At 33.5% G+C, this 20,296-nt stretch carries 18 protein-coding genes; 12 read left to right on the top strand and 6 right to left on the bottom strand.

Annotation, left to right across the window (positions count from 1 at the left end):
* Positions 1-194: 194 nt before the first annotated feature.
* From B0E44_RS15045 to yidC, 4 genes are all read left to right on the top strand, one after another.
* A complete protein-coding gene (locus B0E44_RS15045) occupies positions 195-1,208 on the top strand; it encodes a glutamine synthetase beta-grasp domain-containing protein (RefSeq protein WP_077377029.1) in 1,014 nt (337 codons plus the stop codon).
* Positions 1,209-1,612: 404 nt separating this feature from the next.
* The gene (locus tag B0E44_RS15040) at positions 1,613-1,843 is read left to right on the top strand and encodes a DUF3820 family protein (RefSeq protein WP_077377026.1); all 231 of its coding nucleotides are present in this window, start codon (positions 1,613-1,615) and stop codon (positions 1,841-1,843) included.
* Positions 1,844-2,009: 166 nt separating this feature from the next.
* The gene (locus tag B0E44_RS15035) at positions 2,010-3,623 is read left to right on the top strand and encodes a CTP synthase (protein ID WP_077377023.1); all 1,614 of its coding nucleotides are present in this window, start codon (positions 2,010-2,012) and stop codon (positions 3,621-3,623) included.
* Between the two features lie 124 nt (positions 3,624-3,747).
* The gene (yidC, locus tag B0E44_RS15030; RefSeq protein WP_077377020.1) at positions 3,748-5,640 is read left to right on the top strand and encodes a membrane protein insertase YidC; all 1,893 of its coding nucleotides are present in this window, start codon (positions 3,748-3,750) and stop codon (positions 5,638-5,640) included.
* A gap of 94 nt (positions 5,641-5,734) precedes the next feature.
* On the opposite strand, the gene B0E44_RS15025 is transcribed toward yidC, so the two are convergent.
* A complete protein-coding gene (locus B0E44_RS15025; protein ID WP_077377017.1) occupies positions 5,735-6,706 on the bottom strand; it encodes a fasciclin domain-containing protein in 972 nt (323 codons plus the stop codon).
* A gap of 471 nt (positions 6,707-7,177) precedes the next feature.
* On the opposite strand from B0E44_RS15025, the gene B0E44_RS15020 reads away from it, so the two are divergent.
* On the top strand, positions 7,178-7,894 hold the full coding sequence (locus B0E44_RS15020; RefSeq protein WP_077377014.1) for a toxin-antitoxin system YwqK family antitoxin: 717 nt from the start codon (positions 7,178-7,180) through the stop codon (positions 7,892-7,894).
* Between the two features lie 29 nt (positions 7,895-7,923).
* The gene (locus B0E44_RS15015) at positions 7,924-8,481 is read left to right on the top strand and encodes a DUF4956 domain-containing protein (RefSeq protein WP_077377011.1); all 558 of its coding nucleotides are present in this window, start codon (positions 7,924-7,926) and stop codon (positions 8,479-8,481) included.
* Positions 8,482-8,483: 2 nt separating this feature from the next.
* On the opposite strand, the gene B0E44_RS15010 is transcribed toward B0E44_RS15015, so the two are convergent.
* On the bottom strand, positions 8,484-10,367 hold the full coding sequence (locus B0E44_RS15010) for a PEP/pyruvate-binding domain-containing protein (protein WP_077377008.1): 1,884 nt from the start codon (positions 10,365-10,367) through the stop codon (positions 8,484-8,486).
* Positions 10,368-10,709: 342 nt separating this feature from the next.
* Between B0E44_RS15010 and mnmA the strand changes: the two genes are divergently transcribed.
* The 4 genes from mnmA (at position 10,710) to B0E44_RS14990 (ending at position 15,068) form a co-directional block, all read left to right on the top strand.
* Positions 10,710-11,897 (top strand): tRNA 2-thiouridine(34) synthase MnmA, encoded by a 1,188-nt coding sequence (gene mnmA, locus B0E44_RS15005; RefSeq protein ID WP_077377005.1) that lies wholly within the window; start codon positions 10,710-10,712, stop codon positions 11,895-11,897.
* A gap of 148 nt (positions 11,898-12,045) precedes the next feature.
* Positions 12,046-13,659 carry a S8 family serine peptidase gene (locus tag B0E44_RS15000; protein WP_077377002.1) on the top strand — a complete coding sequence of 538 codons (1,614 nt, stop codon included), beginning with the start codon at positions 12,046-12,048 and terminating at the stop codon, positions 13,657-13,659.
* A gap of 14 nt (positions 13,660-13,673) precedes the next feature.
* Positions 13,674-14,618: a nitronate monooxygenase family protein gene (locus B0E44_RS14995; protein ID WP_077376999.1), complete on the top strand. Its 945-nt coding sequence runs from the start codon at positions 13,674-13,676 to the stop codon at positions 14,616-14,618.
* Positions 14,619-14,654: 36 nt separating this feature from the next.
* Entirely contained in the window at positions 14,655-15,068 is a 414-nt protein-coding gene (locus B0E44_RS14990; protein ID WP_077376996.1) for a hypothetical protein, read from the top strand.
* Positions 15,069-15,118: 50 nt separating this feature from the next.
* On the opposite strand, the gene B0E44_RS14985 is transcribed toward B0E44_RS14990, so the two are convergent.
* The 3 genes from B0E44_RS14985 to B0E44_RS14975 are packed head-to-tail and all read right to left on the bottom strand — an operon-like array spanning position 15,119 to position 15,897.
* A complete protein-coding gene (locus B0E44_RS14985) occupies positions 15,119-15,298 on the bottom strand; it encodes a hypothetical protein (protein WP_124019352.1) in 180 nt (59 codons plus the stop codon).
* Between the two features lie 50 nt (positions 15,299-15,348).
* Entirely contained in the window at positions 15,349-15,678 is a 330-nt protein-coding gene (locus B0E44_RS14980) for a hypothetical protein (RefSeq protein WP_077376991.1), read from the bottom strand.
* Between the two features lie 3 nt (positions 15,679-15,681).
* Entirely contained in the window at positions 15,682-15,897 is a 216-nt protein-coding gene (locus B0E44_RS14975; RefSeq protein ID WP_124019351.1) for a hypothetical protein, read from the bottom strand.
* A gap of 196 nt (positions 15,898-16,093) precedes the next feature.
* Between B0E44_RS14975 and pafA the strand changes: the two genes are divergently transcribed.
* Both pafA and B0E44_RS14965 read left to right on the top strand, forming a co-directional pair.
* The gene (gene pafA, locus B0E44_RS14970) at positions 16,094-17,710 is read left to right on the top strand and encodes an alkaline phosphatase PafA (RefSeq protein WP_077376985.1); all 1,617 of its coding nucleotides are present in this window, start codon (positions 16,094-16,096) and stop codon (positions 17,708-17,710) included.
* Positions 17,711-17,845: 135 nt separating this feature from the next.
* On the top strand, positions 17,846-18,814 hold the full coding sequence (locus tag B0E44_RS14965; protein WP_077376982.1) for a c-type cytochrome: 969 nt from the start codon (positions 17,846-17,848) through the stop codon (positions 18,812-18,814).
* Between the two features lie 65 nt (positions 18,815-18,879).
* Here the strand turns inward: B0E44_RS14965 and lysA are convergent, their stop codons facing one another.
* Positions 18,880-20,103, bottom strand: coding sequence for a diaminopimelate decarboxylase (lysA, locus tag B0E44_RS14960; RefSeq protein ID WP_077376979.1), 1,224 nt, complete (start codon positions 20,101-20,103; stop codon positions 18,880-18,882).
* Positions 20,104-20,296 lie beyond the last annotated feature (193 nt).

The raw sequence follows: 20,296 nt of genomic DNA, 5'->3' as shown, positions 1-20,296 counted from the left end.
TAAAAATCAGATAATTATTAATTTAATTATTATGTCCTTTTAAAATAATGATTTTTCAATTATACCCCCTCTAAAATGAAGTAATATCAAAAATCAAAAGCTATTAAACAAAAAACACCCCCTAATTTTACGACATAAACAAATTATTTTATATTTGCATCAGAAAAAAAAATCAAAAAACAATTTATAATATTATGGCTAAAATAAAATTAGAATATCTTTGGTTAGATGGTTACGAACCAACACAAAATTTAAGAAGTAAAACTAAAGTTGAAGAGCACGAAAATTTTCAAGGAACTTTAGCAGAAATCGGAAACTGGTCATTTGATGGTTCATCAACTAGACAAGCTGAAGGTGGTTCATCTGATTGTTTATTAGTACCTGTTGCTATCTACCCAGATCCAACTCGTATTAATGGTTACTTAGTAATGACTGAAGTTATGAATGCTGATGGTACTCCACACCCTTCAAACGGTAGAGCAACTATCGAAGATGATGGAGATTTCTGGTTTGGATTCGAACAAGAATATTTCATCATGGATACTAAAACTTTATTACCATTAGGCTTCCCAATTGGAGGTTACCCTGCACCACAAGGAATGTACTACTGTTCAGTAGGTGGTAAAAACACACACGGAAGAAAATTAGTTGAAGAGCATGCTGACTTATGTATCGCTGCAGGAATCAACTTTGAAGGAATAAATCAAGAAGTTGCTTGTGGACAATGGGAATTCCAATTATTCGCACAAGGAGCTAAAAAAGCAGGTGATGAAATCTGGGTTGCTAGATATTTATTAGACCGTTTGACTGAAAAATATGGTTACTATATTGAGTACCACCCAAAACCACTTGGAGATACTGACTGGAATGGTTCTGGAATGCACGCTAACTTCTCTAACAATGTATTAAGAACTTGTGGTTCTCAAGAAATTTACGAGAAAATTTGTGAGGCTTTCCGTCCTGTAACTGCTGAACACATCGCTGTTTATGGAGCTTACAATGACCAACGTTTGACTGGTAAACACGAAACTGCTTCTATCCACGATTTCTCTTATGGAGTATCCGATAGAGGATGTTCAATCCGTATTCCATTAATGACCGTTCAAAAAGGATGGAAAGGATGGTTGGAAGATAGAAGACCAGCATCTAATGGTGATCCATACAAAATTGCTGCAAGAATAATCAAAACTGTTAATTCAGCTTTGTAATCATAGGCTTATATCAAAAAAAGAAAGGCTGTCTCGTTGGAGATAGCCTTTTTTTGTTTGCCACCTTGATTATTTTAGCAATTATATCTAAATTGAAATCACCTTTCATAGTTTAGTAATGATAAATATTGAAGCTTATGATTTTTATTGGTTTTTGGATCATTTTGTCACAACGCCAAGATCACTGTAAAAAGCAGCAGTGAAAAGAGAGATAGTTTTAATTTTATATTGAATCGATTTAGGTTGGTTTTGGCAATATTGCATATAATGTTATTAATCTTGAATGAAATAATTAATAAGAAAGTGATTTTCATGAAAAGGCTTCAGAAGGCGATTGTTTTAATAGTTAGTGTTTATCAAACGAATATTTTACCTTGCGAAAAATAGTAATTTTCAGTTAAAGGATGGATCAAAACCAAAAACAGCTCATAAAATTAGCGCACACAAAAATGCCATTTGGAAAATATGAGGGATGGTTTCTTATTGATATTCCGGAGTATTACATTGTTTGGTACAGTAATAAAGGTTTTCCGAAAGGGGAACTGGGCGAACAGCTGAAATTGATTTATGAGTTAAAACTCAATGGACTCGAAGAATTGATTCGGAATATAAAGAAGAAGTATCCAAAGCCTTAATTGTAATGTTAATTTATTGAAATTTTGATAGTTAAATTGTAGTTGTTTGTTAATTAGCTAATAATCTGTTTAGTCTAAAATTCTAATAATCTAACACTCTAGTATTCCAATTAAATTTGTACTTTTGCCACGTTTTTTACACAACTACAATACAAACAACAACAGAATGAATCAAACGAAATATATTTTTGTTACAGGCGGTGTGACTTCTTCTTTAGGAAAAGGAATTATAGCGGCATCTTTGGCAAAATTGTTACAAGCAAGAGGGTATAGAACTACTATTCAGAAATTTGACCCTTATATCAATGTCGATCCAGGAACTTTAAATCCTTATGAACACGGAGAATGTTATGTAACTGATGATGGTGCAGAAACAGATTTGGATTTAGGTCACTACGAGCGTTTCTTGAATGTTCCAACTTCTCAGGCGAACAACGTAACTACTGGTAGAATTTATCTTTCGGTAATAGAAAAAGAGCGCAGAGGGGAATTCTTGGGTAAAACGGTTCAGGTTGTACCTCATATTACAAACGAGATTAAAGAAAGAATGCAGTTGCTTGGTAAATCAGGCGATTATGATATTGTTATTACCGAAATTGGAGGTACTGTTGGGGATATTGAATCTTTACCTTATATAGAGTCAGTGCGTCAGTTGGTGTGGGATTTGGGTGAGCATAATGCAATTGTTATTCATTTAACTTTGGTTCCTTATTTGGCTGCTGCGGGTGAATTAAAAACAAAACCAACTCAGCATTCCGTAAAAACTTTGATGGAAAGCGGAATCAAAGCTGATATTTTGGTTTGTAGAACTGAGCATGAGATTTCAGATGAAATTCGTAATAAATTGGCTTTGTTCTGTAATGTAAAAAGAGAAGCAGTTATTCAATCTATCGATGCTTCTACAATTTATGAAGTGCCAAATTTAATGCTAGAAGAAGGACTGGATGTAGTAGCTTTGAAAAAATTGGATTTACCTAAAAAAGCAGCTCCAGATTTAAAAAACTGGAACACATTCTTACGAAGATTGAAATTTCCAAAGCATACCGTAAATATCGGCTTGATTGGAAAATATGTAGAAATGCAGGATTGTTACAAATCAATTCTTGAGGCTTTCATTCATGCAGGTGCTGCGAATGAAACCAAAGTAAATGTTATTTCGATTCATTCAGAATTTATAGATGCGGAGAATATTACTGAGAAATTAGCAGGTTTGGATGCGATTCTGGTTGCTCCAGGTTTTGGAGAAAGAGGAATTGAAGGCAAAATAGAAGCGATTCGTTATGCACGTGAAAATAAAGTGCCTTTCTTCGGAATTTGTTTAGGAATGCAAATGGCAATCATCGAATATTCCAGAAATATATTAGGATTAGCGGATGCCAATTCTACCGAAATGAATGACCAAACTCAGCATCCTGTAGTGAATTTGATGGAAGATCAAAAAAACGTTACAGACAAAGGAGGAACAATGCGTTTAGGCGCTTGGAAATGTGACATTACACCAGATTCATTAGCTCATAAAATTTATGGAAAAACATCTATTTCAGAGCGTCACCGTCACCGTTACGAATACAATAGTCAATATGTGGATCAATTGCAAAAAGCAGGATTGATTTCTTCTGGTGTAAATCCTGATACTGGCTTGGTGGAGATTGTAGAATTAGCTGATCACCCTTTCTTTATTGGTGTACAATACCATCCCGAATATAAGAGTACTGTAGCAAATCCACATCCTGTTTTTGTGAGTTTTGTGGCAGCAGCTGTTAAGGCAAAAAAGAAATAAAAGGTTATAATTAGATTTTTTGAAGCGATTGTTCTCAAAATGTAACATTAAAGATGTTTCGGTGACTAACAAAATCAGTTTCTAATTTATCTAAATTAGGAAGACGAAAACAACAATAAATAAAATGGAAGAAAAAAAATTAGACCTTAACTCGGTTATAGGGATTGTATTGATTATTGGTATTTTCCTTTGGATGATGTACCAAAACAAACCTTCAGAGGCGCAAATTGCTGCAGAAAAGGCTAAAAAAGAATTGGTTGCAAAAGAAGCGCAGGCTAAAAGTGTAGCCGTGAAATCAGTTGAAGCTCCTGTGACTACAGTGGTGGGTGATTCTACTCAACTGATTCAAATGCAAAAAACATTGGGTGGTTTCGCTTATTCTGCGACTTTACCTTCAGCGAAAAATGGTGTTACAACTATCGAAAATGATTTTGTATTATTGAAAATTGCGAACAAAGGAGGTTATATTGTTGAAGCCACTTTGAAAAATTTCGAAAGATTCAAGAAAAATTCAGGGCAGTTGGTTTCTTTGATTAAAGATAATAATGCCGATTTGAATATTCAATTACAAACTAGTGACAATAGAGTTTTAAATACTAAGGACATGTATTTTGAACCTACATTGTCTAAAGTTGGTAATGATCAAATTCTTTCTATGAAATTGAAAGCTGGAGCCAATGAGTATTTGGAATACAAATATATTTTGAAACCAAAAGATTATATGGTTGGTTTTGATATTCGTTCGCAAGGTTTGAATAAAGTTTTGAATACAGCCAAGCCTTTGGATTTGGTTTGGGATATGAAAACTTATAGAAATGAGAAAAGTGTATCTTATGAAAATAGATTTGCAGAATTACGTTTTCAATATGAAGAGGGTAAACACGATTATGTAAATGGAGGAGAGAATAAAGAAGAAACTCCTGTAAAAGTTGATTATATTGCTTTCAAGCAGCATTTCTTTACTTCTATTTTGTTGACTAATACTGCATTTGAAAAAGCAAGTTTGAAATCAAATAACCTAGTTTTAGATGAAGCAAGAGATACTGTTTTTACTAAACAATTTAAAGCTACGGTTCCGTTGACTTTTCAAAATGGAGAGTTGGATTATAAAATGAACTGGTATTTTGGTCCAACAGATTATGCAACTTTGAAAGCTTATGATAAGGATATTGAAAAAATAGTTCCACTGGGTTGGGGAATTTTTGGATGGATAAATATGTTTATTTTTATTCCATTATTCGGGTTTTTAACGGGTAATATATCTTATGGAATAGCGATTATCATTTTTACGATTATCATTAAAATTGCTATGTCGCCTATAACTTATAAATCATTCTTGTCTCAAGCCAAGATGAAAGTATTACGACCGGATATTACAGAATTGGGTGAGAAATTCAAAAAAGACCCAATGAAAAAGCAGCAAGAAACAATGAAGCTGTATAATAAGGCGGGTGTAAATCCTATGGCGGGTTGTATACCAGCTTTAATTCAGATTCCATTTATGTATGCTTCGTTTCAGTTTTTTCCATCTGCTTTTGAACTGAGACAACAAGGTTTTCTTTGGGCTGATGATTTATCTTCATTCGACTCGATTTATAAATTGCCTTTCCATATTCCATTGTATGGAGATCATATTAGTTTGTTTCCAATTTTGGCAGCTGTCGCGATTTTCTTTTATATGAAAATGACTTCTGGCGATCAACAAATGGCTGCTCCTCAACAGGAAGGTATGCCGGATATGGCTAAAATGATGAAAATTATGATTTACGTTTCGCCAATCATGATGTTGATTTTCTTTAATACTTACGGAGCAGGATTGAGTTTGTATAACTTTATATCTAACTTAATTACTATCGGGATTATGTTTGTAATCAAAAATTACATAGTTGATTCGGATAAGATTCATGCTCAAATTCAAGAAAATAAATTGAAAGAGCCTAAAAAACCGGGTAAATTCCAACAGAGATTGCAAGAAGCTATGGAACAAGCCGAAGCTCAAAAAGCAAAAAAGAAATAAAAATATAAATTTAGTTAATAAAAAAAGCTCCTCGTAAAAAAGGAGCTTTTTCGTTTTCATCAAAATTATATTAACAACCAATTAACTTTATTCTTTAAAACGTAGGAAGTAGCACTTTGTCTAAAACGTGTATAATCCCATTAGAGCATTGAACATCAACTGCAATTATGTTGCAATTTCTGCCACTTACATCCAGTAAACGTGTAGGAGAGAATTTTACGGTAACATTTTGTCCTGAAAATGTAGTTACTACTTGATCGTTTGTCAATTGAGTTGATTGTACATTAGCACCGGCAACTACATGGTATTTTAATGTTTTTTCTAATACATTGGCTGGAATTGCAGGTAATCCAGAAAAACCAGTTTCTGTCAAGAAAGCTCCAAATGCATCATTTGTTGGTGCAAATACTGTAAATGGGGAGCTTGCTGTTCCAGATAATATTCCAGCAAATCCAGAGGCTGGATTGTAAGTCAATGCAGCAACTAATGTGCTAAAATTTGGATTCGCAACTGCATGATCTACAATTGTTGGAAGTCCTATAACTGCATCTACAACATGAATTACTCCATTAGATGCCATAATATCTGGCGTTACTACTTTGGCAACGCCATTTAGTTTTACTCCAGATGAGATATTTACATACATGCTTAGGTTATTGGTGGTTGATGCACCACCTTTGGCAAGGGTTTTAATGTAACCTGTAGTTAAATCCGTCGACTTTACTTTGCCAGTTACTACGTGATTGAGTAATATTTGTGTCAATGCAGAGGTTGGTACATCTTTTATCGAGGCATATGGAGTGGTTTTAAGGAAAGCTGTGAAAGCTGCATTTGTTGGTGCAAATACAGTGTATGGTCCAACTCCTTTTAGGGTTGTTGCCAAATCTGCTTTTGTTAAAGCTTCAACTAATATGGAGAAATCGGCATTACTTGAAGCAATTCCTGTAATGGTATTATCCGCAACTGGAGGAGGAGCAGCTGCATTATCATCATTGTCGCATGATGTGCCAATTATTATTAAAAGTGCTAAAACCATTACCTTTTTTAATTTCAATAGATTTTTCATAATGCTAAATGTTAAGAGTTGATTATTAAATGTTTATCGCTTATCAAAAGTAATTATATTTTTTTATTTTGTTTAGTGTTATTGTAAAATTATCAAACAAAATATGAAAATTTATGTTTTCATTAAAATTTGTTTAATGGTATTTTTTTATTTTCCGATTCTTTTCAATGAGTTGAAATATAGGTATTTATGTGTTTTAGTTGTTTTTTGAGTTGATATTTATGATTTGTGTTTTTGTAAAAACATTAAACAAAATATAATTTGTTTTATTCTTGTTTATTCGTTGTTGTTTGATTTCTTTCTTATTGCTTTTTTTGCAGTATTTCATTATGTAATAAAGCCAATTATAAACCCTTTTTATAATTTTGAATTATTAAGTTTTATGTACTTTTATAAAATAATAATACCAAATAGTAATAGTTGATTAATAGTATTATATTGTTGTTTTTTAGATAATTAAATTGAAATTGTATGTTTTGTATTTTTAGATTTTTCATTCTTTTATTGTGTTGTCAAATTGGTTTTTCACAAACGGATTCCAATCCTGTGGATGAGAATGGAAAAAAACATGGTGTTTGGAAAGGATTTTATGAAGAATCGGGCAGACAGCGCTACGAAGGAACTTTTGAACATGGGAAAGAAGTTGGTGTCTTTAATTTCTTTGATGATACTAAAGCAAAGTCAATTATTGCTACCAGAACCTTTAATGTAAAAGACAACTCTTGCTATACCATTTTTTATGACCAAAACAAAAATGTTGTAAGTGAAGGAAAAGAAGTAAATAAATTACGGGAAGGTCAATGGAAGTATTATCATAAAGCTTCGAAAGTGATTATGACTTTAGAGAATTATAAAAACGGAAAACTGGAAGGACTTCGAACTGTTTATTATCCAAGCGGTAAAGTTGTGGATGAAACCATCTATAAAAATGGATTAAAAGAAGGTGTTTATAAAAAGTATTCTGAGAAAGGAATTGTTTTGGAAAACAGCTTTTTTAAAAATGGCGAATACGAAGGCGAGGCTGTTTATAAAGACCCGAATGATCTTGTAGTTGCAAAAGGAAAATTTAAGAATGGCAAAAAGGTAGGGAAGTGGCAGTTTTTTATTAACGGGAAATTAGAGAGTGAGGAAAATATGGATAAGCCCAAAAAACCACAACTCAAAAAGGATAAAGTAAAAATAGATTAAGATTATGAATTGCTAAACAAATAATTGATATGGATTTTTTTGAATTGTTTGCTCGTTTTCTGTTACTCGCTTTCTCAATACTTTTTTTGTATTATTTTTCGAATAGGAAAAATAAGGAGACTATTAATCCATTGATTATAGTGGTAGGTTTTTGTACTTTTTCACTGTGTTATTTGTTTACCAAAGTCGAAATTGGAATTGGAATTGGTTTTGGCCTTTTTGCCATTTTTTCAATATTGCGTTTTCGGGCGCAGACTTTTTCGTTAAATGCTATTATTTTTTTATTTGCTACTATAACACTTTCGATTCTGGATATTTTGTATCCATTTGAACAATATGGCGTTTTGATTTTCTTTCAAATAAGTATTTTGCTTTTCTATATACTGGGTTCATTATTCTTGGTCAACGATTCTTCAATTTATAAAAAAAGTTGCAGGTTGATTTTAAAGTATGATGAATTCAATGCTCTTGATGAAAGTTACAGAAAAAGCAAAATAGCAGAGATTGTTCCTTTTGTAGCTTTTGATTTTGAAATTCTGACCATTAATAAGACTTCCAATGAAATTGAGCTATTGATTCTTTATTAAAATCAATCATTAAAAACACGTGCCTGTTTGATGTAAAGTGCTCTGTTTTCTCCCACAATTTTAAATTCAATATCCACTGGTTTTTTGTTGAATTTATTCCAATATTGGTTTATTTTGGTCTCAATCGTTTTGCAAGCTTTGTATAAATTGTTGATTTCGCTAATGCTTAGCAAAGGTTTGTTATCATTTAATGTGGAATTCGAAATATAATCGACATCGAGATTTCTGTTTTTTGTTCCAAATAAATTCAAATCGTAAGCTGTAAATTGCTCGCAAACTTCCCCTTTATTGGGTTTTACAACAGAGTTTTCTCCTTTTTGAATATTGACAGTTATTCCGTTGAATTCTTTTCGGAATAAATTAGTGGTTATTACGACACCATTTGCTAATTCATCGGGAAAAGAGCGATGCACCAAAACACCCATTGCAATATTGCTTTGGTCAATTCCGAAAATTTCTCTTTCCCAATATGAGCTTTCATTCCAAACACTGGCCCAAACTTGCTTGATGGCTTTTTCAAAGGATTTTATAGAATCGCCTACAATTCCCGTTTTGGATTCGTACAAACCCGCTCCGTTAAAACCTTCAATATCTTCGGCATTTGTTGAGGAACGAAATCTGAAATTTTTAAACTTTTTTTGAGAACTTAATTTTTGATTTAATGCTGCAATTAGATTAGGATCGATAGGGGCTTTCTTAATTGCTTTTCTGATTCTGTCTAATTGAATGTTAATCCATTGTATAGAATCTTTATTTGGATTTTTTATCAGCTCATTGATTAATGGTAAAATGGTTTTGTTATGAATATGTCTGTTGTAATAATAAAAAGGAATGGCATAGGCATTTTCTGGAACTTTAAAAGTGGAATCTTTTGCGATAGCAATCAAATATGATAAATTTTGGGCTTTGGAGCCAATATATTCAACTCCTTTTTTATTTATTTTGGACAAATCCACGAGTCCAGTGACTGTTGTGTCGGCAATAAGTGTTCTTTTTTTGGAACTATTAATTGGTTTTATTTTTTTGCTTGTTTCTTTGATATAAAAGGTGTCGACCGCTATTTCCAATTCCACTTTTTTGTTCAAAAGAGATTTTATTTTGGCATCACTAAAAACAAGAGTGTAGGCCATTATTGGGATTTTTCTGTTTTTTCCTAAAATCACCAAATGACTCAAAGGAGTTTGCAATTCGTTAACGATGATTCCTTTTACATTCGGTAAAGTTTCGGGTGTTCCGTCCAAAATTATTATTTCGTCTTCTTTTGGTTTATTTAGGTTTAAATCTTTGATTTTGTACTCTTTCAATATTCCGATGCAATTGCCTGATGCGACTTCTTGGTATTTTAATTGACTGAATATAAATTCAGAAGTGATACAGGGGATTTTGAATTTACCTTGATGGAACAGTTCTGTTTTTTCGCGGTCGTTTAAATAAAACCGTAATGTATTGCCAATAAAAGTGGTTTGCTGAACAAGGCTGAAAATTTTTTCAATAAGAGCAATGGGCATATGATCGGAAACAGATAATTCAAAAATCCATTTATCAGTTCCTTTGATGTGATTCAAATTTCCTAACAAATACTCCCGACCCAATTCTTTATTGCTATAATTTTCAGCATTGAATACGTTTAAATCTTTATCATATCCTAAATAATCGGTTGCAAATTGATAATGATGCGAAATCAAAGTACTGTTGAAATAATACAGTTTATTTGATCTTATGTCATAAACAATTTTCACCGATTCGATATTCGAAAATTTATCGGACAATGGTTTCCCTTTTAGGGATTTATAGACTTCGTAGGAAGTTATGTTCGATACATAATTTTGGCCTTTGATAGCAAGACTGAAAAGGAATAAGAATAAAAATAGAATCGAATTTTTCATTTTCAATTTTTGTGATGTATTAAAGATAAATAAAAAAACAGTGACATTTTAAAAGAGGCTAAGATTCTAAAAATCTATGATTTTAGTTAAATTTTGATTGAGCGAAATATGTTTATCAATATGGAATCTCAGCATCTTAGTCTCTAAAAGCATTAGTTCCGATTATCTCAGCATTGTTTTCCTCAATCTCAAATAATAATAACTAGTCATATTATTTGTATTTTTGCAGAAGATTAAATTAAGTTACGAATAATGAAATGAGCATAATCTTTGATTTGGTATCTAATGCCAATGTTGATATGCGAATTACATATGACCAAATAAAAATAATAGTATCAACATATGAAACGTGTAGTTGTAGGTCTTTCTGGTGGTGTAGATTCAAGTGTTGCGGCTTATTTGTTGCAACAACAAGGTTATGAGGTAATAGGTCTTTTTATGAAGAATTGGCACGATGATTCGGTGACAATTTCCAATGAATGTCCTTGGTTGGAAGACAGTAATGATGCTTTATTGGTAGCCGAAAAATTAGGTATTCCTTTTCAAACGGTTGATTTAAGTGAACAATATCAAGAGAAAATCGTTGATTATATGTTCAGCGAATACGAAAAAGGTAGAACTCCAAATCCTGATGTGCTTTGTAATCGTGAAATAAAATTTGACGTTTTTATGAAAATCGCCTTAAGTCTTGGTGCCGATTATGTGGCAACAGGGCATTATTGCCGAAAAGGTGAAATTGAAGTCAATGGTGAAAAAGTGTACCAACTTCTTGCAGGAGTTGATAATAATAAAGACCAATCTTATTTTTTATGCCAATTATCACAGGAACAATTGTCTAAAGCGTTGTTTCCAATTGGTGAATTGACCAAACCCGAAGTTAGGGAAATTGCGGCTCAAATGGAATTGGTTACAGCCGAAAAGAAAGATTCCCAAGGACTGTGCTTTATTGGGAAAGTACGCTTACCCGAATTTTTGCAACAAAAATTGCAACCCAAGGAAGGTACGATTATTCAAATCGATAAAAATGATTCTGTATATTCGTATGAAATGCAGAATGAATTGTCTGTTGAGGAACAATTACTTTTTGCTTCCAGAAAAATGCCATATACACCAAAGATGGGAAAGGTAATGGGAAAACATCAAGGGGCACATTATTTTACGGTTGGACAAAGAAAAGGACTTAATGTGGGTGGAACAACGGATCCGCTTTTTGTCATTGCCACAGATGTGGAGAGCAATACCATTTATACCGGTTTATCGAGTATGCATCCAGGATTGTTCAAAAAAGCTTTATTTATAGACAAATCAGAAGTGCATTGGATTCGTGAAGATTTGACTTTAGCCAATGGCGAGTCAATGGAAGTTATGGCACGTATTCGATACAGGCAGCCTTTGCAAAAAGCTACTTTGCATCAATTTGAAAGTGGTATGTATGTCGCTTTTGACGATCCACAATCTGCTATAACCGAAGGGCAATTTGCCGCTTGGTATTTGAATGATGAGTTAATTGGTTCTGGAGTTATTTCATAAAAAAGAAGAAGGTTTACCATATAAGTAATATAAGTTCATTTAAGTTCTCTTATATGAACTTATATTACTTATATGGTTTAAAAAACGTTTCTTTGTGTTTTAGATTAATGATTTTCTGGTCTAATAAAACTTTAGTCTTGAATTAAATATGAAAAATATTCTTTTTATTATTTTGTTCTTTTCCTGTTTTGTTGGGTTTTCCCAAGAAGATGCTTGGGTATATTTTAATGTCAAAAATAATTCTCAAAGTTATTATGACAATCCTTTGCAGATGCTTTCGCAAAGAGCTTTAGATCGTAGAGCCAAACAAAATATATCTTTGGATTTCAAAGACATTCCTATTGAAGTTAGTTTTATCAGCCAGATAAAAGCAGTCTCAGGTATTACCGTTATGGCCAAATCCAAATGGTTGAATGCTTTGCATATTCGCGGAACTCAAACGGTTATCAATTCCTTAAAATCTTTTGCGTTCGTTGATAAAGTTGATTTTGCCAATAAATCACTTAATGGTACAGGAAAAAAAGCAACAACTGTTAAGCTTAAAATCGTTAATAAAGTATTGGAAATACAAGTTGATTTTACCTACGGTAGCTCTGCAAACCAAATTCAAATGCTTCATGGTGATGTCTTGCACCAACAAAATTATACAGGTTCTGGGAAAATAATCGCCGTTATGGATGCGGGTTTTCCTGGAGTCAATATCGCTCAACCATTCCAAAGACTACGAGATAATAATCAAATATTGGGAGGTTATGATTTTGTGAATAGAAATTCTAATTTTTATTCTGGGGATTCACATGGTACTAAAGTACTTTCCTGTATGGGAGGGTATAAAGATAATGCACTTGTCGGTACAGCTCCAGATGCTTCTTTTTATTTGTTTCGAACAGAAGACGATGCTACAGAAAACCCTGTGGAAGAATCCTATTGGGTAGAGGCGGCTGAGAAAGCAGATAGTTTGGGAGTAGATGTTATCAATACTTCGTTGGGCTATTTTGGTTTTGACAACACAGCGTACAGTCATACTTATAATGAGATGGATGGTAAAACGGCCTTTATGACACGTGGCGCCGAAATTGCTTTCTCTCGGGGAATGATAGTAGTGGCTTCTGCTGGGAATGAAGGAGCTACTGCAAATCCCAATATTGCAGTTCCAGCTGATGGTATTTCGGTGCTTACTGTGGGAGCGGTAAATGCTTCGAAAACAGTAACAAGTTTTAGTTCTATCGGTCCTTCTTTTGATGGAAGGGTAAAGCCAGATGTTATGGCACAAGGGCAATCCGTTGTTTTGTCCGATTCTTCAGGGAATATAGTGACTGCAAACGGAACTTCTTTTTCGAGTCCAATTATGGCTGGAATGGTAGCCAGTTTATGGCAGGCGTTTCCAAATAAAACCAATAAAGAAATTAAAGATTTGATTATAAAATCAGCTGATAGATATACTAATCCAAATGCTCAATACGGGTATGGAATTCCAGATTTCAGTGTGGCTTTGTCTAATGGATTAGGTGTAAATGATTTTTCTGTGAATGATTTTTTTATGTATCCCAATCCGACAAGTGATATATGTACCGTTTCATTATCTGAAAAACTTGACGAAGGAGTGCTTAGAATTTATTCAATAAGGGGTCAAAAAATTGCTGAACAGAAAATTTCAAAAACATCACCAACTATTTCTTTAAAATCATTGCAGTCAGGAATCTATATTTATGAATTAGATTCGAATGGTAATATCACGACTGGAAAAATAATCAAGCAATAAACCAATTTTTTTATATGAATAAAATTACAAGTCTTTTCAATATTAAATACCCAATTATTCAAGGAGGAATGATTTGGAACAGCGGTTATAAATTAGCTAGCGCAGTGAGTAATGCAGGAGGATTGGGTTTGATAGGTGCCGGTTCTATGTATCCAGAAGTATTGAGAGAGCATATTAAAAAGTGTAAAAAAGCAACGAATAAACCTTTTGGTGTCAATGTTCCCATGTTGTATCCCAACATCGAAGAAATAATGAAAATTATTGTGGATGAGGGAGTTAAAATAGTTTTTACATCGGCGGGTAATCCTAAAACGTGGACTCCTTTTTTGAAAGAAAACGGAATTACTGTTGTACATGTGGTGAGCAGTTCTGTTTTTGCCTTAAAAGCACAAGATGCGGGAGTTGATGCTGTTGTCGCCGAAGGATTTGAGGCTGGTGGTCATAATGGACGTGAAGAAACGACTACATTCACTTTGATTCCAATGGTAAAAGATAAAATTTCTATTCCTCTGATTGCTGCAGGTGGAGTTGCCACTGGTCGAGGTATGCTTGCGGCTATGGCGCTTGGAGCAGATGGTGTGCAGGTTGGAAGTCGATTTGCGGCTTCACTTGAGTCTTCTGCACACGAAAATTTTAAACAAACTGTCATTGAGACGCAAGAAGGAGGAACTCAATTGACGTTGAAAGAATTGGCACCTGTTCGTTTAATTAAAAATAAGTTTTACCAAGATGTACAGGAGTTGTATGAAAAATGCCCTAGCAATGAGGAATTGGCTGCTTTATTAGGTAGAGCAAGAGCCAAGCGCGGAATGTTTGAAGGAGATTTGGTTGAAGGAGAATTAGAAATTGGTCAAATAGCAGGATTAATTAAAGAGATATTGCCGGCAAAAGATATAATAAAAGATATGATAACTGAATTTGAACAAGCAAAGCTGGAAGTAGTTTCATTTGGCTTTTAAAATTGTTACATTTGTTTACATACAAATTTTGAGATAATGAGTAAGTTAAAAATAGGGTTTCTATTGGTGTTTCTTTTTTTTGGATTGAATCATGGATTTAGCCAAACCTATAAGTTTAAAACTACGGGATTGAGTGTTTCTGTAAAAGAGGGAAAAGGTAAATTTGGAGACTGGAGTGATTTAAAACCAGTAAGTATATTGGTTAATTTGGATACCAACAAAAATAGAATTGTGATTTATTCGGAGGTAATTCAGTTATTTGAAATTATCGAATCTCTTCCAGTCGAAGAAAGTTCAACGGATCTTGTTTATCCATTTGTTTGTAAAGATAATAATGGAGAAGATTGTACACTTTCTTTTATTACACGAAAAAACCAGGATAATAGAAAACAACTCTATGTCAAATATGAGGATAGGGTATTGGCTTATAATATCGTCAATTTTGAGTAAAAGTGTGATGACTACTTCTTAAGTGATTGCGTTTAAAGCTAGTCATCAATTTATGTTTTTATAATCCTAATTTGCATGGAGTAATCATAAGGGGCAAGAGCCGTAAAAATTATATTTTCAGGTTTTACAAAAGGCAAATAGGTTATGATTTTTTCTTGGGTAAATCGTTGTGACCAAAACCTTTCTTTGGTTGCAGTAAAACTATCGCTGGCATTTGTAACTATTTCCATTCCCATTTTTTGATAGGATTGCTCCTGTTTTTTTTCGAGTGTTATCATTATCAATGTAACAGGCACCAAGAATTATCTCTCCATTCGGATGTAGTAAAGAATAGGCTTTCGAAAAAAAAACTGGTAAATTTTTCATTCTTCGATAAATCTAATCTTCTGAAGTTATTATACTGATCGAAAGGGAAATTATCAGGGTAAAAATTGCCTGGAGTAAACCAAGTGCAAATAATCAAATCATATTTTTTCTGTAGCTGATTTAAATTCACAACATCGAGTAGATGTACTTTTAGTTTGTCTTCAATTTCTAATTCTTCGGCAGTTACTTGGGAAAGTTTTATACAGGCTTCTGCATTATCAGTACCTTCGTAGCATTCAATCATTTGCTACATTTCGGGAATACCGTTCAAGTGACGGGCAATTCTGGCGCTTCCTATTCCGATGTCTAATAACGATAACGGATTTCCTTTTCTTAGATATACTTCTGAAATCACTTTTTTAAGTTCCGTAAATTCTGCCCATTGTGCCTGCAATAAATCTTCGGATAAATAAGTGTCGTTAAATGATTTGTGAACGGTGTTTTCGTTGTCGTACATGTTCATTGTCAGCGGTTTTACATTCAAATTTAATGTTTGTTTTTTGTTTTATACCAAGTGATAAAAATATTTATTAAGTCTAGACGACTTTGATGATTTACTAAATTTTGGTTATTATTGGATTATTTTATTGCTTTATAGATTCTGTTTTGATTTTTTTTACAGTAGAAAGTGTATTTTTGTTTACCATTTAAAAAATATTATGAGAAAAATTGTTTTGTTTTTAGTTTGTGTTTTTTCTATTAGTAGTCAAGCACAGCAGCGTCCCAAATTGGTTGTTGGAATTGTTGTCGATCAGATGAAAATGGAGTATTTATATCGTTATTCAGATGATTATTCAACCAAAGGTTTTAAAAGATTGATGGATAAAGGTTTTACGTTTTATAATATGAATTATAATTATGTACCGACTTATACTGCTCCTGGGCATGCTTCTATTTATACAGGCACAACTCCAGCAGTGCATGGAATTATTGGAAACGACTGGTACATTCGTTCTACTGGAAAAAATATGTACTGCACGGACGATGCCAGTGTGAAAACGCTAGTGGAAGGCAGTGAGAAGGAAGGGGCGATGTCTCCAAAAAATCTTTTGAGTACTACAATTACGGATGAGCTGCGTATGGCTACAAACTTTAAAGGGAAAGTAATAGGTTTGAGTATTAAGGATCGTGGTGCTATTTTGCCAGCGGGACATTTTGCGAATTGGGCATTTTGGAGTTCTAAATCAGGAGCGTTTATATCAAGCAGTTTTTATGGGGATAAAATGCCGGATTGGGTTACCAAATTCAATGCTGAGAAGAATTACATGAAATATATAAATGCGGGTTGGAGTCTGCTGAAACCGATTGATACGTACAACGAAAGTCTGACAGATAATAATCCATACGAAGGAAGATTGGATAAATCTCTGCCTCCTGTATTTCCTTATGATTTGAATAAGATTTATAAAGAAAAGGGAATGGAAGTTTTGAAATCAACTCCTTTTGGGAATGATTTTTTGGCTGAATTGGCCATGAGAGCAATTGATGGTGAAGAATTGGGGAAAGATAATATTACTGATTTCCTGGCGGTAAGTTTTTCATCAACCGATTATGTTGGGCATACTTTTGGTCCAAGATCGATGGAAGTGCAGGATACTTATCTGCGTTTAGATCTTACAATTGCTTCTTTTTTAGAGTACTTGGATAAAACGGTCGGTAAAGATAATTACTTGGTTTTCCTGACTGCTGATCATGCTGTTGCCGAGAATCCGGCTTATTTGAAGGATCACAAATACGATGTAACTAACGTACCTTCGAAGGAAACGTATAATGCTTTGAATAAATTTTCAACAGATGCATTTGGCGTTAATTTAGTTTTGAATTATTCCAATTATAATATTTATTTAAATAAAGATCTTATAAAGGAAAAAGGTTTGGAACTGGCAAAAGTGAAGCAAAGCTTCAAAGATTTTTTAATGTCTCTGGATCATGTAAAAAGAGTATATACGCAGGAAGAAATTTTGGGTGCAACCGGTCAGGATTATTATTTGAATTTTATTTTCAAAGGTTATGATCCTAAGGTAAACGGAGATTTGGTTATTGTTCAAGGAACTGGATATTTGGAGAGCATTGAAACTGGAACCACTCACGGTACGCCTAATAGTTATGACACGAATGTACCGCTGCTTTTTTACGGATGGCAGGTTCCTAAAGGGGGATCATATAAAAAAGCATACATTACTGAAATTGCTCCTACGCTTTCAAAAATGTTAAAGATTACTTTTCCGAATGGTACAGAATCAGAAGTTCTGGAAGAAGTTTTGATTAAAAAATAAACTGTTTTTTACAGTGGCTAAATCCCCGTTCATCTACATGAACGGGGATTTTTATTTTACCTATTTTTTTGTGTTTATTGCTTTATTTTAGTTAAAACTGTTAAATTTGAATAGTTTTATTTAATATAAGTGAATATGAAGAAAGTTGTCAAAGGAATTTTACTGTTTTTGATCATTGCGATGATTGCAGTTTTATTGTATATCAAAATAGCTTTGCCAAATGTTGGAGAGATGGAATATCTTAGTATTAAGCCTACCGCAAGCCTTTTGGAACGAGGAAAGTATTTAGCAAATAATGTTTGCGTATGCGTTGATTGTCATTCCACCAGAAATTGGAACGAGTTTTCTGGTCCGCCTGTTGATGGAACCATTGGTAAAGGAGGAGAAGTTTTTGATCAGAGGTTTGGTTTTCCGGGTAGTTTTTATTCTAAAAATATTACGCCTTCTGGTATTGGAGATTGGACAGATGCCGAAATTCTAAGAGCAATTGCCAGCGGAGTTTCTAAAGATGGCGATGCGTTGTTCCCAATCATGCCGCATCCTCATTTTGGACAAATGGATAAAAAGGATTTAGAAGCTATTATCGTTTATTTAAGAAGCCTAAAGCCTATCGAAAATATAGTTCCCGAATCGAAAGCCGATTTTCCTATGAATTTTATAATTAACACTATTCCTAAGGAGGCTCATTTTTCGAGTAAGCCAAGTGAAAGTGATGCTGTAGCCTACGGAGCTTATTTATTTAATGCAGCTTCTTGTTCCGAATGTCATTCGAAACAGGAAAAAGGAAAGCCTATTGTTGGAATGGAATTGGCTGGTGGTTTTGAGTTTCCAATGATGACTAGAGGTATTGCACGTTCATCTAATATTACTCAAGACGAAGTAACTGGGATTGGAAAATGGTCTGAAGCTGATTTTGTAAAACGCTTTAAATCCTATACAGATAGCACTTATGTTTCTGCTAAGGTTATTAAAGGGAATTTTAATACTGTGATGCCTTGGACAATGTATGGCGGAATGAAGGAACAGGATTTAAAAGCGATTTATGCTTATTTAAAAACGATAAAACCAATACGCAATAGTGTTGAAAAGTTCTCTAATCCTTAAATGGTTATAGATTTAAAAAAAAGAATCCCGTCTGGTTCAAAACGAGACGGGATTCTTTATTTGTGCTAAACTGTTGCAGCCACTTCTGTAGGCAACGGAATTTGATTTTGAAGTAAATCTTCAAATTTTTCATGAGCTCGAATTAAATATCCTTGACCATTCATCCATAAAACCTCAGCAGGTTTGTATCTTGAATTATAATTGGAAGACATTGAGAAGCAATAAGCTCCTGCATTGCGGAAAGATAAAATATCTCCTTCTTTTATTTCCGAAATTCTTCTGTTGGTTGCAAAAGTATCTGTTTCGCAAATGTATCCTACTACTGAGTAAAAACGCTCTTTGCCTTTAGGATTTGAGATGTTTTCTATATGATGCTGTGATCCATAAAGCATTGGTCGAATCAAATGGTTGAAGCCGCTGTCAACACCCGCAAATACAGTCGAAGTTGTTTGTTTAACAACATTTACTTTTGCTAAAAAGAATCCTGCTTCGCTTACTAAAAATTTACCTGGTTCAAATATTAAAGTCAGATCTTTACCGTATTCAGCACAGAATGCATTGAATCTTTTTGATAATTTTTTACCTAATTCATCAATATCAGTAGCGATATCGTCTTTTTTGTAAGGAACTTTAAATCCGCTTCCGAAATCTAAAAATTCTAGGTTTTTGAAGTTTTTGGCAGCGTCAAATAAAATTTCGGCTGCGTATAAAAACACTTCGATATCTAATATGTCTGAACCTGTGTGCATGTGAATACCAACAATGTTCATATCAGTGTTCTCAACTATGCGTACCAAATGAGGTAATTGATGTACCGAAATACCAAATTTACTGTCGATATGCCCTACCGAAATGTTTGCGTTTCCACCTGCCATTACGTGCGGGTTAATACGTATACAAACCGGTACGTGCGGGTGTTTTGCCCCGAATTGCTCTAATATCGATAAGTTATCAATGTTAATCTGCACACCTAATGCATGGACTTCTTCAATTTCTTCTAAAGAAACACCATTTGGTGTGTAAAATATTTTTTCTGGTGCATATCCAGCGTGTAACCCCAGTAATACTTCTTGTATAGAAACCGTATCCAGTCCTGACCCCATGTCTCTTAATAGTTGGAGGATGGCAACGTTTGATAATGCTTTCATTGCATAATTGATGCGTAAATTAGGTACTTTAGAAAAAGCCTTCGTTAATCGATTATACTGGGATTGTATTTTCTCTGCATCATACACATAAAGTGGACTTCCAAATTGTTCTGCTAAGTGTAGTAAATCGTTTGCTTGCATCTTGCTTAAATTATTTTTTACAAATTTATTATTCTTTGGTATTGTGACCAAACAATTTGTTGTTATTTAACAAAATATAACAAATTGTTTTATATCAAACAAATAATTGTTGTTTATGGTTTTTCTTAACTTTAATTGAAACTTACATTCTATGTTATAAATTTATTATGCATGCCTATAAACAGTATAAATA

The sequence above is a fragment of the Flavobacterium sp. A45 genome (assembly GCF_002001005.1).
Lineage (GTDB): Bacteria > Bacteroidota > Bacteroidia > Flavobacteriales > Flavobacteriaceae > Flavobacterium.
Note: the sequence above shows the minus strand (reverse complement) of the source record. Positions and strands in the feature narration are given on the sequence as shown.

Coding starts and splice junctions, on each gene's coding strand:
- B0E44_RS15025 (WP_077377017.1), bottom strand. CDS start 6,706: ATGAAAAATCTATTGAAATTAAAAAAGGTAATGGTTTTAGCACTTTTA.
- B0E44_RS15000 (WP_077377002.1), top strand. CDS start 12,046: ATGAAAAATATTCTTTTTATTATTTTGTTCTTTTCCTGTTTTGTTGGG.
- B0E44_RS15010 (WP_077377008.1), bottom strand. CDS start 10,367: ATGAAAAATTCGATTCTATTTTTATTCTTATTCCTTTTCAGTCTTGCT.
- B0E44_RS15045 (WP_077377029.1), top strand. CDS start 195: ATGGCTAAAATAAAATTAGAATATCTTTGGTTAGATGGTTACGAACCA.
- B0E44_RS15015 (WP_077377011.1), top strand. CDS start 7,924: ATGGATTTTTTTGAATTGTTTGCTCGTTTTCTGTTACTCGCTTTCTCA.
- B0E44_RS15040 (WP_077377026.1), top strand. CDS start 1,613: ATGGATCAAAACCAAAAACAGCTCATAAAATTAGCGCACACAAAAATG.
- B0E44_RS14965 (WP_077376982.1), top strand. CDS start 17,846: ATGAAGAAAGTTGTCAAAGGAATTTTACTGTTTTTGATCATTGCGATG.
- B0E44_RS14995 (WP_077376999.1), top strand. CDS start 13,674: ATGAATAAAATTACAAGTCTTTTCAATATTAAATACCCAATTATTCAA.
- yidC (WP_077377020.1), top strand. CDS start 3,748: ATGGAAGAAAAAAAATTAGACCTTAACTCGGTTATAGGGATTGTATTG.
- B0E44_RS14980 (WP_077376991.1), bottom strand. CDS start 15,678: ATGATTGAATGCTACGAAGGTACTGATAATGCAGAAGCCTGTATAAAA.
- mnmA (WP_077377005.1), top strand. CDS start 10,710: ATGAAACGTGTAGTTGTAGGTCTTTCTGGTGGTGTAGATTCAAGTGTT.
- B0E44_RS14975 (WP_124019351.1), bottom strand. CDS start 15,897: ATGAACATGTACGACAACGAAAACACCGTTCACAAATCATTTAACGAC.
- B0E44_RS15035 (WP_077377023.1), top strand. CDS start 2,010: ATGAATCAAACGAAATATATTTTTGTTACAGGCGGTGTGACTTCTTCT.
- lysA (WP_077376979.1), bottom strand. CDS start 20,103: ATGCAAGCAAACGATTTACTACACTTAGCAGAACAATTTGGAAGTCCA.
- pafA (WP_077376985.1), top strand. CDS start 16,094: ATGAGAAAAATTGTTTTGTTTTTAGTTTGTGTTTTTTCTATTAGTAGT.
- B0E44_RS14985 (WP_124019352.1), bottom strand. CDS start 15,298: ATGGAAATAGTTACAAATGCCAGCGATAGTTTTACTGCAACCAAAGAA.
- B0E44_RS14990 (WP_077376996.1), top strand. CDS start 14,655: ATGAGTAAGTTAAAAATAGGGTTTCTATTGGTGTTTCTTTTTTTTGGA.
- B0E44_RS15020 (WP_077377014.1), top strand. CDS start 7,178: ATGTTTTGTATTTTTAGATTTTTCATTCTTTTATTGTGTTGTCAAATT.